The sequence below is a fragment of the Geobacillus zalihae genome (assembly GCF_030414215.1).
In the GTDB taxonomy this organism is placed as follows: Bacteria; Bacillota; Bacilli; order Bacillales; family Anoxybacillaceae; genus Geobacillus; species Geobacillus zalihae.
This window is the reverse complement of sequence record NZ_CP129217.1, coordinates 86,954-103,229: the sequence shown is the minus strand read 5'-3', so window position 1 is coordinate 103,229 and position 16,276 is coordinate 86,954. Positions and strand designations below refer to the sequence as shown.

Below are 16,276 nucleotides of genomic sequence, written 5' to 3'. Positions count from 1 at the left end.
CGAACATAAGCCGCTTCCAGCCAAGGCGGCTCTCTCTGGGATGCCGATGCTTCCTACTTCTCCTCGTCAACGCTTTTTCTTTATGCACTTGTTCCATCGAAATTTTATATTATTATACCACATCCATCATGCAAACGTGCATAGAGGCCGATTAAAATTTTTCTTGCAACGCCCGCTCCAGCCGCTCGATCACTTTTTCTTTGCCGAGCAACTGAATGGCAAACGGCAGCTCCGGTCCGTGCGTTTGTCCCGTCACCGCCGCGCGGATCGGCATAAACAACTTTTTCCCTTTTTGCCCGGTCGCCTTTTGCACCGCTTTAATGGCCGCTTTAATCTCGTCTGCCGTAAACGGCTCAAGCTCACGCACGCTCTCAAGGAAGGTGGAAAGCACAGCCGGCACTTGCTCTTCAGCAAGCACTTGACGCGCCTCGTCCTCGTAGTCGATTTCTTCTTTAAAGAACAGCTCAGACAGCGGGACGATCTCCGCACCGTAGCTCATTTGCTCTTGATACAAAGCAATTAAATCGCGCGCCCATTGCCGCTGTTCGTCCGTCATATCCGCCGGCAGGCGCCCGGCTTTCACTAAATGCGGCAAGGCCAGCTCGACAAGCCGGTCAAGATCAAGCTTTTTGATATATTGGTTGTTCATCCATGTCAGCTTTTTCGTATCAAACATGGACGGCGATTTTGACAGCCGGGAGACATCGAACATGCGGATCAGTTCGTCTTTCGTAAAAATTTCTTCCTCTCCTTCCGGCGACCAGCCAAGCAAAGCGAAAAAGTTGAACATCGCTTCCGGCAAATAGCCAAGTTCTTTGTATTGCGAGACGAACTGAATGATGGATTCATCGCGCTTAGACAGCTTTTTCCGCTGCTCGTTGACGATCAACGTCAAGTGCGCGAACTGCGGCGGCTCCCAGCCGAAGTACTCGTATACCATGAGCTGCTTCGGCGTATTGGACAAATGTTCCTCACCGCGAAACACATGGCTGATTTCCATTAAATGGTCGTCGATGACAACAGCGAAATTGTATGTCGGAATGCCATTCGCCTTGACAATCACCCAATCGCCGCCGACATCTTTCGATTCAAACACCACTTTGCCGCGCACTAAATCGTAAAATTCGTACTTTTTCCCTTCCGGCACCTTCAGGCGGATCGTATACGGCTTCCCTTGCGCCTCGAGCTCCGCGACCTGCTCCGGCGTCAAATGGCGGCATTTGCCGCTGTACTGCGGAGCGGCGATGCCGGCCGCCCGCTGCGCCTCCCGCTCGCGCTCGAGCTCTTCCGGCGTGCAAAAACATTTGTACGCATGCCCTTGCTCAAGCAATTCATTCACATATTTTCGGTAAATATCGAGCCGCTCCGTTTGCCGGTACGGCCCGTAGCCGCCATCTTGATCAATCGATTCATCATAATCAATGCCGAGCCATTTTAAGTTTTCGAGCTGCGACTTTTCGCCGCCTTCGACGTTCCGTTCAATATCTGTATCCTCGATGCGGACGATCATTTTTCCACCGTGATGGCGGGCAAACAAATAGTTAAACAGCGCTGTCCGCGCCCCGCCGATATGCAAATGGCCGGTTGGGCTCGGCGCATAGCGCACGCGCACCTCTTTTGCCATCATCCAAACCCTCCACTTCCATCAAAGCTTGTGCTATTATTGTACCGTTTATCGCGGCAAAGTTCAAAACAGACAGCTCTCGCCTAAGCCGCACCACGCCGCCGACGCCCCCCCTTTACACCTCCTAGCCAGGACGGCGAACAAAGCGCTTATGTATTAAGGGAACGAGGCCTTCCCAAATGATGTTGCCAAAGGCCGCTCCATTAGCTTTTTTGCAGCAAGACGACCGCCTGGGCGGCAATGCCTTCCTCCCGCCCAGTGAATCCAAGCTTCTCCGTCGTCGTTGCCTTCACATTGACTTGCGAGCGCTCGGCTTCCAGCAACCGAGCGATCACCGCCCTCATTTCTTCAATATACGGCGCCATCTTCGGCTTTTGTGCGATGATCGTGCAGTCGGCGTTCACGAGCCTATACCCTTCCTGCCGAGCGAGCGCCCATACGTGCGCCAACAGCTCAGCCGAGTCGGCATCTTTAAAGCGCGGATCTGTGTCCGGAAAATGCCGGCCGATATCGCCGGCGCCGATCGCCCCAAGGCATGCGTCCGCCACCGCATGAAGCAGCACGTCGGCATCTGAGTGGCCGAGCAGCCCCTTTTCATACGGAATGGTGACGCCGCCAATGATCAGCGGACGCCCTTCAACAAGCTGATGGACGTCAAACCCTTGTCCAATGCGAAACATCTCTCCACCCCCATCTATTCGGCCATCCGGCTTGCCAAAATCGCCTCAGCAAACAAAAGGTCCTCCGGCGTCGTCAGCTTAATATTGCGATAATCCCCTTCAATGATCTTCACCGGCTTGCCGATTCGCTCCACAAGGCTGGCGTCATCCGTGCCGAGATAGCCAGCCTGTTTCGCCGCTTCGTGCGCTTCCATGATCAAAGACAGACGAAAAGCTTGTGGCGTCTGCACCGCCCACAAGCTGGAACGATCAATCGTCTGTTCGACAAACAAACCGTTCGCTTTTTTGATCGTATCTTTCACCCGCACTGCCGGGATCGCCGCCCCGTACTGAACAGCGGCGTTCACGAGCTCGTGCAAATGATGGACGCGGACAAATGGGCGGGCGCCGTCATGGATGAGAACAATCTCCTCCCCCGCGAGCGCCTGCAATCCGTTGTAGACGCTATGCTGCCGCTCCTCGCCGCCGTCGGTAAGCGCGGCGACTTTTCGAATGCGAAAGCGGGCGAGCAGCTGCTCAAATCGGCTTCGCTCGGCTGGGTTGACGACGAGCACGATGCGGGTGCACCGCTCATCGCGCTCAAACACGTTCAGCGTCCGAACGATGAGCGGCTCACCGCCAAGCTCAAGGAATTGCTTGTTCATGCCGGCGTTCATCCGCTTTCCCCGCCCGGCCGCCAAGACAATCGCTTCGTAATTCATTGGCCGTTTCCCCTATTCGTTTTACAACGCTTTTTGCAGCAGTTTCAATTTGGCAAAAATCATTCTCCCCGCAGATGTTTGTAACACGCTGGTGACTAAAACGTCAACCCGTTTGCCGATATATTCTTTGCCATCTTCGACGACGATCATCGTCCCGTCGTCCAAATAGGCCACGCCTTGGTTATGCTCCTTCCCATCTTTAATGACGTGTACGTTCAGCTCCTCGCCTGGCAGCACGACCGGTTTGACGGCATTCGCTAAATCGTTGATATTCAAAACACGCACGTTTTGCAGCTCACATACTTTGTTTAAATTGAAATCGTTCGTCACGACAACGCCTTGAAGTTGCTTCGCCAGCTTGACGAGTTTGCTGTCGACTTCCTGGACGTCGCTGAAATCCGCTTCATGGATTTCCACTTTCATCGCCATTTCTTTTTGGATGCGGTTCAAAATATCCAAGCCGCGGCGGCCGCGGTTCCGCTTCAGCACATCGGACGAATCGGCGATATGCTGCAATTCTTCGAGCACAAACCGCGGAATGACAAGCGGCCCTTCCAAAAACCCGGTTTGGCAAATGTCTGCGATCCGCCCGTCGATGATGACGCTCGTATCCAAAATTTTCACAGCACCGCCCTTTGACGGTTCGTTTTCCGCTTCTCCACCTTTTTTCTTCGCCATGCGGTTGGACAAGGAAAATAAGTTCATCAACTCATTCCGTTTCTTTAAACCGACGCGAAACCCTAAGTAGCCAAGCAACACCGTCAAAAAAATCGGCAACACCGTATTCAACACTTGAATGTGAAACGACTGCAACGGCATGACAACGAAAAACGCGATAATAAGACCGAAAATCAGCCCGAGACTGCCAAACAGCACGTCGGCGGCCGGCGCCTTCACGAGCGTTTCCTCCACCCAGCGAATCATGTCGACCACATAATCGACAAGCCAAAACGTCAACAAAAAGAAAACGACTGCCCCCAGCACCGCAAGCGTATAAGAATTATTGAGAAGCGGCATGCCGCTCACATTCATCAGCTTAAGCAAGTCAGGAAAAAACATGGCGCCTAACGTTCCGCCCACGGCGAGGAAAAATAATTGCACAATGCGTTTGACCATCAGCCCATCTTCACCTCCCTATTTAACATTATAAACAGTTTCCAATGTTTGAAACCAATTGGAAGACAATTTTTAATCGTTTTTGAACATTCGACATCTGCTTGTAACAATAGCGAAAAACGCCGGCCAAACGCCATAGTTGTTTCGGATCACCCTACTATTTTTTACGTACATCAGAGCGAAAAGGTTCAATCCTTTTAGGCTGTTTATGCCTCTGCTTAAACACTTAAGAATGAAGAGGCGATGAATTTTTGATCGCTCATATCCCCTTGGGCGCGAAGAACCGGGTTGCGCAGGTGAAAGAGCGATTAACACATTGTATGCTCAAGCGCCTCGGCCACATGCGAAACACCGATCACTTGCACACCTTTTGGCGGCTGCCAGCCAGCTAAATTGTTTTTTGGCACAATGATGCGGGAAAAGCCTAATTTTACCGCCTCCTGCACGCGCTGTTCGATGCGCGAGACGCGGCGCACCTCTCCAGTTAAGCCGACTTCGCCGATAATGACATCCGCCGGATTCGTCGGCCGATCGCGAAAGCTCGAGGCGATGCTGACAGCGACCGCCAAGTCAATTGCCGGCTCATCAAGCTTCACGCCGCCCGCCACTTTCAAATAAGCATCTTGGTTTTGCAACAGCAGCCCAACCCGCTTTTCGAGCACGGCCATCAAAAGCGACACACGGTTATGGTCAAGGCCGGTTGCCATCCGTCTCGGGTTGCCGAAGCTCGTCGGCGAGACGAGCGCCTGGATTTCCACGAGCACCGGCCGCGTCCCTTCCATCGCCGCCACGACCGTCGAGCCAGCCGCTCCGCGCGACCGTTCTTCTAAAAACACTTCTGATGGGTTTTCCACTTCCTTCAGCCCAATGTCGCGCATCTCAAAAATGCCGATTTCGTTCGTTGAGCCAAAACGGTTTTTCACCGCTCGCAAAATGCGATACGTATGGTGTCGCTCCCCTTCAAAATAGAGAACGGTGTCCACCATATGTTCGAGCAGGCGCGGCCCGGCGATCGCCCCTTCCTTCGTCACATGACCGACGATAAAAATGGCAATGCCTTTTGTTTTCGCCAGCTTCATCAGCTCGGCCGTGCATTCGCGCACTTGGGCGACGCTGCCCGGTGCAGAGGAAATATCGGTGCGATACACCGTCTGAATCGAATCAATGATGACACAAGCAGGTTGAACCGTTTCAACCGCTGCCACAATGTATTCCAAATCTGCTTCCGCCAACACGTACAGCCGATCGCACTCCGCACGAAGGCGTCCAGCGCGCAGCTTTACTTGTTTGACCGATTCCTCACCGGAGACATACAGCACTTGATGCCCAGCGGCGGCCAGCTGCGCCGATGTTTGCAAAAGCAACGTTGATTTGCCAATGCCAGGGTCGCCGCCGATCAAAACGAGCGAACCTTTGACGATTCCACCGCCCAACACGCGATCGAGCTCCGCGCTGTTCGTTTTCATGCGCGGCTCTTGCACCGCCTCCACGGCTGTAATCGGGACCGGTTTGGCCGAACCCGCCCGCTCCGAATGAAGAAATGCGCCGCGCACAGTCGGTTTCTCCTGCTCCATTTCCTCAACAAACGAATTCCATGTTTGGCATCCCGGACAGCGTCCAAGCCATTTGGCCGACTCATATCCACACTCTTGGCAAACGAACTTCGTTTTCTTCTTCGCCATCGATCTTAACCCTTTCTGTAACGTTTTCCAACGAAAAAAAGGCATGGGCAGGAAGCTGCCGCATGCCTTTTCTTCCCTCACACGACCGCCTGTTTCGACAATACGACAAACTCCCCGTCTTTGACATCCACGACGACTTTTTGCCCTTTGGCGATCGTGCCTTTTAACAATTCTTCGGACAAACGGTCTTCAACATGCTTTTGCAAGGCGCGGCGCAGCGGACGGGCACCGTATTCTGGATCGAACCCTTCGGCGGCGATTTTCTCAATGGCGGCCTCCGTCAGCTCAAGATCAATGTCTTGCTCTTTCAGCCGCTTCACGAGCGTATCGGCCATCAATCGGACGATTTGTTTCAGATGGTCTTTTTCGAGCGAATGGAAGACGATGATTTCGTCGATCCGGTTTAAAAACTCTGGACGGAATGCTTTTTTCAGCTCATCCATCACTTTGCTTTTCATATCTTTGTATTGCTGGTTCCCGTCTTGAATGTTGAAGCCAACGTACTTATTCCGTTTCAGCGCATCGGCGCCGACGTTGGACGTCATGATGATGATCGTGTTGCGGAAGTCGACCGTCCGCCCTTTCGAGTCAGTCAGCCGCCCATCTTCCAACACTTGCAGCAAAATATTGAACACGTCCGGATGCGCTTTTTCCATCTCATCTAACAGGACAACCGAATACGGCTTGCGGCGCACTTTTTCCGTCAGCTGGCCGCCTTCTTCATAACCGACATACCCCGGCGGCGACCCGATGAGCCGCGATGTCGAGTGTTTTTCCATATACTCGGACATATCGATGCGAATGAGGGCGTCTTCATCGCCAAACATCGCTTCTGCCAAGGCTCGGGCCAACTCCGTTTTCCCAACGCCGGTCGGACCAAGGAAAATGAACGAACCGATCGGGCGTTTCGGGTCTTTCAGGCCAGCACGGGCGCGGCGCACCGCTTTGGCGACCGCTTTGACCGCCTCGTCTTGGCCGACGACACGCGAATGCAAAATTTCTTCCAGCTTGAGCAGCCGCTCCGTTTCCGTCTCAGCGAGCTTCGATACTGGAATGCCGGTCCAACTCGAGACGACCGCGGCGATGTCTTCGACCGTCACTTCCAAATTTTCTTGGCCTTGTTTTTCTTTCCACGCACGTTTCGTTTCCTCCAGTTCTTCGCGCAGCCGCTGTTCCATATCGCGCAGCGATGCTGCTTTTTCAAATTCTTGGCTTTGCACGGCCGCGTCTTTTTCTTTCCGCACTTCCTCGAGCTTTTGTTCAAGTTCTTTCAATTTCGGCGGTGCGGTGAACGAACGAAGGCGCACTTTCGAGCAAGCCTCGTCGATCAAATCGATCGCCTTATCCGGCAAGAAACGGTCGGTAATGTAGCGGTCGGACAATTTGACGGCTTGCACGATCGCCTCGTCGGAAATCGAAACGCGGTGGTGCGCTTCATACCGATCGCGCAACCCTTTTAAAATTTGGATCGATTCTTCCACTGTCGGTTCATCAACGTAAATCGGCTGAAAGCGGCGTTCAAGCGCGGCGTCTTTTTCAATATATTTCCGGTATTCATCGAGCGTTGTCGCGCCGATGCATTGAAGCTCCCCGCGCGCCAACGCCGGTTTCAAGATGTTCGACGCGTCGATCGCTCCTTCTGCCCCACCGGCGCCAATTAATGTATGCAACTCATCGATGAACAAGATGATGTTGCCCGCTTGACGAATTTCATCCATCACTTTTTTCAGCCGGTCTTCAAATTCCCCCCGGTATTTCGTTCCGGCGACGACCGTCCCCATATCGAGCGTCATGACCCGCTTGTCGCGCAGCGTTTCCGGCACTTCGTTATTGACGATTTGTTGGGCTAACCCTTCAGCAATGGCCGTTTTCCCAACGCCCGGCTCGCCGATCAACACCGGATTATTTTTCGTCCGCCGGCTTAATACTTCAATGACGCGCTGAATTTCTTTACTGCGGCCGATGACCGGGTCCAGCCGTCCTTCGCGGGCAATCGCTGTCAAATCACGGGCGAGGCTGTCAAGCGTCGGAGTGCTCACATGCGACGCGCCGCCGCCATGGCCTGACATCGACTCATTGCTGCCGAGCAGCTGCAACACTTGCTGGCGCGCTTTGTTCAAGCTTACTCCCAAGTTGTTCAGCACGCGGGCGGCCACCCCTTCGCCTTCGCGGATCAATCCAAGCAAAATATGTTCTGTGCCGACGTATGAATGGCCGAGCTTCCGCGCTTCATCCATCGACAGCTCAATGACTTTTTTCGCCCGCGGTGTATAGTGGATCGTATGCGACACTTCACTGCCACGGCCGATGAGCGATTCGACTTCTTTTTGAATTTTATCTGGGCCGAGCCCAAGCGCCATGAGCGCCTTAGCCGCGATCCCCTCGCCCTCGCGGATGAGGCCGAGCAAAATATGTTCTGTGCCGATATTGTTATGGCCGAGGCGAATGGCTTCTTCCTGCGCCAGCGCCAGCACTTTTTGCGCCCGTTCCGTAAATCTGCCAAACATCATCGTTCATCACCCTCCATCTTTCTTCGTTCCTCCATCTTTAAACGCTCCCGGATCAGCGCCGCGCGGCGGACGTCCCGTTCTTCAGGGCGAAGCGCCCCGCCGGCATATTGCTGCAAAAATCCCGGCTGCGTCAAAATCATCAGCTCATTTAAAATGTTGCGCGAGATGTTCTTGATATATCCTAGATCAATCCCTAAGCGAACATCGGACAGACATTGCGCCGCTTCTTTCGATTCGATGACGCGGCAGTTGGCCAGTATGCCGTATGAACGGAACACCTTGTCTTCTAATTGTATGCCCAAAGTTTTCACTAATGCCTGACGAGCCGCTCTTTCTTGGGCGATCAGCTGCTGAACGATCGTATGCAAATCAGCAACAATGTCTTCCTCCGATTTCCCAAGCGTGATCTGGTTGGAAATTTGGAATATATTTCCCAACGCTTCACTCCCTTCACCGTATGTTCCACGGACAACAAGCCCAAGCTGGTTGATGGCAGGAATAATACGGTTAATTTGTTGCGTCAGCACAAGCGCCGGAAGATGCATCATCACCGAAGCCCGCAATCCCGTCCCGACATTGGTCGGGCAGCTCGTTAAATAACCAAGCCGCTCGTCAAAGGCATAGTTGACATACCCTTCAATCCAATCGTCCAATTCGCTCGCCGCCTCGAGAGCCTCAGCAAGCTGCAACCCCGGGAATAGGCATTGGATGCGGATATGATCCTCCTCGTTGATCATGATGCTGATTTCTTCATTTTCCGAAAGCAGACAAGCGCCAAACGGCGAATCCTCAGCCAGATGCGGACTAATTAAGTGTTTTTCTACCAATACCCGTTTTTCAATCGGCTGAAGCTCCGACATTTTCAACAACTCGAAGCGGCCTGCCCCTCCGTAAGAACGATGGGCGAACGTCCGTTCAAACAACGCGACGATTTGCATCGCTTCTTCACTGCTAAACAGCGTTGGAAAACGAAAGTCAACGATGTTGCGCGCCAGTCGGATGCGACTGCTTAAGACGATGTCCGAATCCGGCCCCTCTTGGCTCATCCACGCGCTGACCGCCGTATTGAAAAACTTCTCGAACGACATACCGCTTACATATCCCCCTCTCCGCGTCGACGCAGTTCATCCTCCAACGAGCGGATTTGGTCGCGCACCTCGGCCGCCCGCTCGAATTCCTCACGAGCGACGAGCTCCTGAAGCTTTTGTTTCAACATAGCAAGTTGCTTGCGCAAATGGAGAACGCCGCCTTTTCGCTTCGGAATTTTTCCTGAATGAGCGGTATTGCCGCTATGGAGCCGTTTCAAAATCGGCGGCAAGTAGCGTGCAAACGTCCGGTAGCAGTTAGCGCAGCCGAACCGCCCGATTTGTGTGAATTGATGGTATGTCATTTGGCACGTCTCACATTGAAGTACATCCGGGTTCGGAAACGCGTTCGCCGTCATCTCTTTCATCGGCGCTTGAAAGTTAAGAAGCCCCGCCAACAAGTTGTTGAGTGAAAAATCATCATTGCCGTAGAACGTAAACATATGGCCATGCTCTCTGGCGCATTGCTCGCAAAGATGGAACTCCGTTTTCTCTCCGTTTACAATTTTTGTAAAGTGCATCGTGGCCGGCCGCTGCTTGCATTCTTGGCAAATCAATGCCTCCCCCTCCCCCTATTTGTATTTCAGCGACGTCAGCATCGCTTTTAACATGCGGGCCCGCAGTTCGTCCCGCTCGGGCAAATCGATATATAAAACAGAACGATCCATAGCGCTTAACATAATTTTCGCTTCCCGCTCCGAAATTACCTTTTCTTCAACGAGACGTTTTACCACATCTTCAGCATTCGATTGGCTGATGCGGTGGCCGACAAGCTCGAGCAGCTGGTCAATAAGCTGTGCTTCACTCTTTGTCTTCACTTTCATAATGCGGATATACCCACCGCCACCGCGCTTGCTTTCGACGATGTACCCTCTTTCAAGGGTAAACCTCGTATTGATGACATAGTTGATCTGCGACGGAACACATTGGAATTTATTAGCGATTTCGCTTCGTTTAATTTCAACGATATCTTGGTCGCTCATATTGAGCACTTGCTTTAAATATTGCTCAATGATGTCGGAAATGTTCGGCACTCTACCTACCACCTTCCTTACAACCAAGCTGCCTGGCGATGGGCCGTCCGCTGACAAGGACACCCCACTGCCTATTCGTTGACTTTGACTATATTTGACCTTACTCTTACTATACAATGTATTACGGAAAATTTCAAGAGTGACCAAAGAAGGAAAACTAACTATAGAATATCCGTTTTTCTGGACAATAAAACGTCAAGCAGCCGAATAAATGAAAAAGCACGCCTTTTCTTCCAAGGAAAGAAAAGACGTGCTTTCCATTTTGCCTAGCAGCGACCTACTCTTGCAGGGGCGCTGGCCCCAACTACCATCGGCGCTGGAGGGCTTAACTTCCGTGTTCGGGATGGGAACGGGTGTTTCCCCTCCGCCATAGCCACTAGGCAACAATGGACAAGTCTTATTATAAGGAAAGTTGACCTGTTGTCAAGACTTTTTCATTCCCTCAAAACTAGATAACCGTGCTCAGGAAGAAGCCGCTCGCCTGCGCTTTTCGCATTGTCCAGCTCCGGCTCGCCGCCGCTCGGGGTCAAATAACCTTCGCCTTCGGGATGTGAACATCCCTGCAGGCGAAGAACATTTGCCCGTCGCGGCGACCCGCTCGCCTGCGCTTTTCACTGTCTAGTTCCGGCCGCCATCGGCTCGCGACGCTTCGGTCCTGCTGCGGCGGCGACAGCCTCCTCGCAGGCCCTCCAGCGCACCTCGCCGATAAGCGGGCGGCCTCCACTTTTCTTGCTGTCCAGTTCCAGCGCCTAGCTCTCTTCTGCCAAATAACCTTCCCCCTCGGGGTGCAAGCACCCCTGCGGGTGAAGAACATTTGGCTTCGAGAGCTAATCGCGGCGCTTTCACTTTTCTCACTAGGTTAAGCCCTCGATCGATTAGTATCCGTCAGCTCCACGTGTCGCCACGCTTCCACCTCGGACCTATCGACCTCGTCATCTTCGAGGGATCTTACCCGCCTAACGCGGTGGGAAATCTCATCTTGAGGGGGGCTTCACGCTTAGATGCTTTCAGCGCTTATCCCGTCCGCACATAGCTACCCAGCGGTGCCCCTGGCGGGACAACTGGTACACCAGCGGTGCGTCCATCCCGGTCCTCTCGTACTAAGGACAGCTCCTCTCAAATTTCCTCCGCCCGCGACGGATAGGGACCGAACTGTCTCACGACGTTCTGAACCCAGCTCGCGTACCGCTTTAATGGGCGAACAGCCCAACCCTTGGGACCGACTACAGCCCCAGGATGCGATGAGCCGACATCGAGGTGCCAAACCTCCCCGTCGATGTGGACTCTTGGGGGAGATCAGCCTGTTATCCCCGGGGTAGCTTTTATCCGTTGAGCGATGGCCCTTCCATGCGGAACCACCGGATCACTAAGCCCGACTTTCGTCCCTGCTCGACCTGTCCGTCTCGCAGTCAAGCTCCCTTGTGCCTTTGCACTCTCCGAATGATTTCCAACCATTCTGAGGGAACCTTTGGGCGCCTCCGTTACCTTTTGGGAGGCGACCGCCCCAGTCAAACTGCCCACCTGACACTGTCTCCCACCCCGTTAAGGGGTGCGGGTTAGAATTTCAATACCGCCAGGGTGGTATCCCACCGCCGCCTCCACCGAAGCTGGCGCTCCGGCTTCCCAGGCTCCCACCTATCCTGTACAAGCGATACCAAAATTCCATATCAGGCTGCAGTAAAGCTCCACGGGGTCTTTCCGTCCTGTCGCGGGTAACCTGCATCTTCACAGGTAGTATAATTTCACCGGGTCTCTCGTTGAGACAGCGCCCAAGTCGTTACACCTTTCGTGCGGGTCGGAACTTACCCGACAAGGAATTTCGCTACCTTAGGACCGTTATAGTTACGGCCGCCGTTTACTGGGGCTTCGGTTCGCACCTTCGCTTCCGCTAAGCGCTCCCCTTAACCTTCCAGCACCGGGCAGGTGTCAGCCCCTATACGTCGCCTTTCGGCTTCGCAGAGACCTGTGTTTTTGATAAACAGTCGCTTGGGCCTTTTCACTGCGGCTCTTCAGGGCTCTTCACCCCAAAGAGCACCCCTTCTCCCGAAGTTACGGGGTCATTTTGCCGAGTTCCTTAACGAGAGTTCTCCCGCGCGCCTTAGGATTCTCTCCTCGCCTACCTGTGTCGGTTTGCGGTACGGGCACCTCTTCCCTCGCTAGAGGCTTTTCTTGGCAGTGTGAAATCGGGGACTTCCGGATCACTCCGTCGCCGTCACCGCTTGGCCTTATGATCCGCGGATTTGCCTGCGGATCAGCCTCACGGCTTGGACAGGCTCTTCCAGCCGCCTGCTCGCCCTATCCTCCTGCGTCCCCCCATCGCTCAAACGGGAAGAAGGTGGTACAGGAATCTCAACCTGTTGTCCATCACCTACGCCTTTCGGCCTCGGCTTAGGTCCCGACTAACCCTGAGCGGACGAACCTTCCTCAGGAACCCTTAGGCTTTCGGCGCAGAGGATTCTCACCTCTGTTTTCGCTACTCATACCGGCATTCTCACTTCTAAGCGCTCCACCAGTCCTTCCGGTCTGGCTTCTCTGCCCTTAGAACGCTCCCCTACCGATGACCAACGGTCATCCCGCAGCTTCGGCGGCACGTTTAGCCCCGGTACATTTTCGGCGCAGAGTCACTCGACCAGTGAGCTATTACGCACTCTTTAAATGGTGGCTGCTTCTAAGCCAACATCCTGGTTGTCTTTGCAACTCCACATCCTTTTCCACTGAACGTGCACTTCGGGGCCTTAGCTGGCGGTCTGGGCTGTTCCCCTCTCGACCACGGATCTTATCACTCGCAGTCTGACTCCCGGGCATAAGTCATTGGCATTCGGAGTTTGACTGGGTTCGGTAACCCGGTTTGGGCCCCTAGCCCAATCAGTGCTCTACCTCCAAGACTCCTAAACCCGAGGCTAGCCCTAAAGCTATTTCGGGGAGAACCAGCTATCTCCAAGTTCGATTGGCATTTCACCCCTACCCACACCTCATCCCCGCACTTTTCAACGTGCGTGGGTTCGGGCCTCCAGCCGGTGTTACCCGGCCTTCACCCTGGACATGGGTAGATCACCTGGTTTCGGGTCGACGACGACGTACTCACACGCCCTGTTCAGACTCGCTTTCGCTGCGGCTCCGCCTCTCCGGCTTAACCTCGCACGCCATCGTCACTCGCCGGTTCATTCTACAAAAGGCACGCCATCACCCATCAACGGGCTCTGACTACTTGTAGGCACACGGTTTCAGGTTCTCTTTCACTCCCCTCCCGGGGTGCTTTTCACCTTTCCCTCACGGTACTGGTGCACTATCGGTCACTAGGGAGTATTTAGCCTTGGGAGATGGTCCTCCCTGCTTCCGACGGGATTCCTCGTGTCCCGCCGTACTCAGGATCCGCTCGGGAGGGAACGAAGTTTCGACTACAGGGCTCTCACCTTCTCTGGCCGGCCGTTCCAGACCGGTTCGTCTACCCCGTCCCTTTCTTACTCCCATCGTGAGCGGTCCTACAACCCCAAGAGGACACGCCTCTTGGTTTGGGCTGTTCCCGTTTCGCTCGCCGCTACTCAGGGAATCGCGTTTGCTTTCTTCTCCTCCGGGTACTAAGATGTTTCAGTTCCCCGGGTGTGCCCTCCATGCCCTATGGATTCAGGCATGGATACTGCCCCATTACGGACAGTGGGTTCCCCCATTCGGACATCTCCGGATCAACGCTTGCTTACAGCTCCCCGAAGCGTTTCGGCGTTTGCCCCGTCCTTCATCGGCTCCTAGTGCCAAGGCATCCACCGTGCGCCCTTTCTAGCTTAACCTATTGCGCTCTCGGCTTCTTCCTTTGCTTTTCCGGTTATCTAGTTTTCAAGGAACGAAGTTGCTGCCTTGAACCTGCTTCTTCGCTGGTTTGCGTCGAGGAATTCGGCTTCTCCGAATCCGCTTGTAGACGCAGACGCAAACGAGACTACTTCATTGAATTCACTTCTCTGCAGTCTTGTGCCGAGGAATCTTGCTTCCCTGAACCTGCTAGCAGACGCAGGCACAGGCGCTTTTGAAGGAATTTCTCATTCCCTCAAAACCGAACGAAACGAAAGCGCTGTGTATCGACAGTTGGCCATTGCGGCCTCCGCTTTTCGGATTGTCTAGCTCCGGCCGCCATCGGCTCGCGACGCTTCGGTCCTGCTGCGGCGGGCTAAGCCCGCTCGCAGGCCCTCCAGCGCACCTCGCCGATAGGCGGGCGACCTCCGCTTTTCTCCTTAGAAAGGAGGTGATCCAGCCGCACCTTCCGGTACGGCTACCTTGTTACGACTTCACCCCAATCACTTGCCCCACCTTCGGCGGCTGGCTCCCTTGCGGGTTGCCTCACCGACTTCGGGTGTTGCAAGCTCTCGTGGTGTGACGGGCGGTGTGTACAAGGCCCGGGAACGTATTCACCGCGGCATGCTGATCCGCGATTACTAGCGATTCCGGCTTCATGCAGGCGAGTTGCAGCCTGCAATCCGAACTGAGAGCGGCTTTTTGGGATTCGCTCCCCCTCGCGGGTTCGCAGCCCTTTGTACCGCCCATTGTAGCACGTGTGTAGCCCAGGTCATAAGGGGCATGATGATTTGACGTCATCCCCACCTTCCTCCGACTTGTCGCCGGCAGTCCCTCTAGAGTGCCCACCTTCGTGCTGGCAACTAGAGGCGAGGGTTGCGCTCGTTGCGGGACTTAACCCAACATCTCACGACACGAGCTGACGACAACCATGCACCACCTGTCACCCTGTCCCCCCGAAGGGGGAACGCCCAATCTCTTGGGTTGTCAGGGGATGTCAAGACCTGGTAAGGTTCTTCGCGTTGCTTCGAATTAAACCACATGCTCCACCGCTTGTGCGGGCCCCCGTCAATTCCTTTGAGTTTCAGCCTTGCGGCCGTACTCCCCAGGCGGAGTGCTTATCGCGTTAGCTGCAGCACTAAAGGGTGTGACCCCTCTAACACTTAGCACTCATCGTTTACGGCGTGGACTACCAGGGTATCTAATCCTGTTTGCTCCCCACGCTTTCGCGCCTCAGCGTCAGTTGCAGGCCAGAGAGCCGCCTTCGCCACTGGTGTTCCTCCACATCTCTACGCATTTCACCGCTACACGTGGAATTCCGCTCTCCTCTCCTGCACTCAAGTCCCCCAGTTTCCAATGACCCTCCACGGTTGAGCCGTGGGCTTTCACATCAGACTTAAGGGACCGCCTGCGCGCGCTTTACGCCCAATAATTCCGGACAACGCTCGCCCCCTACGTATTACCGCGGCTGCTGGCACGTAGTTAGCCGGGGCTTTCTCGTGAGGTACCGTCACCGCGCCGCCCTCTTCGAACGGCGCCCCTTCGTCCCTCACAACAGAGCTTTACGACCCGAAGGCCTTCTTCGCTCACGCGGCGTCGCTCCGTCAGGCTTTCGCCCATTGCGGAAGATTCCCTACTGCTGCCTCCCGTAGGAGTCTGGGCCGTGTCTCAGTCCCAGTGTGGCCGGTCACCCTCTCAGGCCGGCTACGCATCGTCGCCTTGGTGAGCCGTTACCTCACCAACTAGCTAATGCGCCGCGGGCCCATCCGCAAGTGACAGCCAAAGGCCGCCTTTCAACCAAAGACCATGCGGTCTTCGGTGTTATCCGGTATTAGCTCCGGTTTCCCGGAGTTATCCCGGTCTTGCGGGCAGGTTGCCCACGTGTTACTCACCCGTCCGCCGCTGACCAAACCAGAGCAAGCTCCGATTTGGTCCGCTCGACTTGCATGTATTAGGCACGCCGCCAGCGTTCGTCCTGAGCCAGGATCAAACTCTCCAAAAGAAAGTTGATTGACTTTTCGGATTGTCCAGCTTCGGCCAAAGCGGCCTCCGCTTTTCGTC

At 54.5% G+C, this 16,276-nt stretch carries 9 protein-coding genes, 3 rRNA genes and 1 other annotated feature (1 of these 13 only partly in view); all 12 genes read right to left on the bottom strand.

What is annotated here, in order from left to right; genetic code table 11:
• Window positions 1–79 (bottom strand) — a binding site (T-box leader); it reaches 157 nt to the left of the window's first position.
• Between the two features lie 72 nt (window positions 80–151).
• A complete protein-coding gene (gene gltX / locus QWV57_RS00535; protein ID WP_033005073.1) occupies window positions 152–1,624 on the bottom strand; it encodes a glutamate--tRNA ligase in 1,473 nt (490 codons plus the stop codon).
• 203 nt (window positions 1,625–1,827) lie between these two features.
• A complete protein-coding gene (gene ispF, locus QWV57_RS00530) occupies window positions 1,828–2,304 on the bottom strand; it encodes a 2-C-methyl-D-erythritol 2,4-cyclodiphosphate synthase (protein WP_013143976.1) in 477 nt (158 codons plus the stop codon).
• Between the two features lie 14 nt (window positions 2,305–2,318).
• On the bottom strand, window positions 2,319–3,005 hold the full coding sequence (gene ispD / locus QWV57_RS00525; protein ID WP_015373720.1) for a 2-C-methyl-D-erythritol 4-phosphate cytidylyltransferase: 687 nt from the start codon (window positions 3,003–3,005) through the stop codon (window positions 2,319–2,321).
• A gap of 21 nt (window positions 3,006–3,026) precedes the next feature.
• Complete coding sequence (locus QWV57_RS00520; protein ID WP_012820471.1) at window positions 3,027–4,121, bottom strand: PIN/TRAM domain-containing protein; 1,095 nt, start codon at window positions 4,119–4,121, stop codon at window positions 3,027–3,029.
• A gap of 308 nt (window positions 4,122–4,429) precedes the next feature.
• Window positions 4,430–5,803, bottom strand: a complete 1,374-nt coding sequence (radA, locus tag QWV57_RS00515; RefSeq protein WP_015373719.1) for a DNA repair protein RadA — start codon at window positions 5,801–5,803, stop codon at window positions 4,430–4,432.
• A 77-nt stretch (window positions 5,804–5,880) separates the two neighbouring features.
• Window positions 5,881–8,313 carry an ATP-dependent protease ATP-binding subunit ClpC gene (gene clpC, locus QWV57_RS00510; RefSeq protein ID WP_011229593.1) on the bottom strand — a complete coding sequence of 811 codons (2,433 nt, stop codon included), beginning with the start codon at window positions 8,311–8,313 and terminating at the stop codon, window positions 5,881–5,883.
• Entirely contained in the window at window positions 8,310–9,401 is a 1,092-nt protein-coding gene (gene mcsB, locus QWV57_RS00505; protein ID WP_011229592.1) for a protein-arginine kinase McsB, read from the bottom strand. The genes clpC and mcsB overlap by 4 nt, the downstream gene beginning before the upstream one ends.
• A gap of 5 nt (window positions 9,402–9,406) precedes the next feature.
• On the bottom strand, window positions 9,407–9,955 hold the full coding sequence (mcsA, locus tag QWV57_RS00500) for a protein-arginine kinase activator protein McsA (RefSeq protein ID WP_011229591.1): 549 nt from the start codon (window positions 9,953–9,955) through the stop codon (window positions 9,407–9,409).
• Between the two features lie 15 nt (window positions 9,956–9,970).
• On the bottom strand, window positions 9,971–10,432 hold the full coding sequence (gene ctsR, locus QWV57_RS00495) for a transcriptional regulator CtsR (RefSeq protein ID WP_011229590.1): 462 nt from the start codon (window positions 10,430–10,432) through the stop codon (window positions 9,971–9,973).
• A gap of 264 nt (window positions 10,433–10,696) precedes the next feature.
• Window positions 10,697–10,813 (bottom strand): 5S ribosomal RNA (gene rrf, locus QWV57_RS00490).
• A 474-nt stretch (window positions 10,814–11,287) separates the two neighbouring features.
• Window positions 11,288–14,217: ribosomal RNA gene (locus tag QWV57_RS00485) — 23S ribosomal RNA — on the bottom strand.
• A gap of 442 nt (window positions 14,218–14,659) precedes the next feature.
• Window positions 14,660–16,217 (bottom strand): 16S ribosomal RNA (locus tag QWV57_RS00480).
• The 16S, 23S and 5S rRNA genes sit together here, the layout of an rRNA operon.
• Window positions 16,218–16,276: the final 59 nt, after the last annotated feature.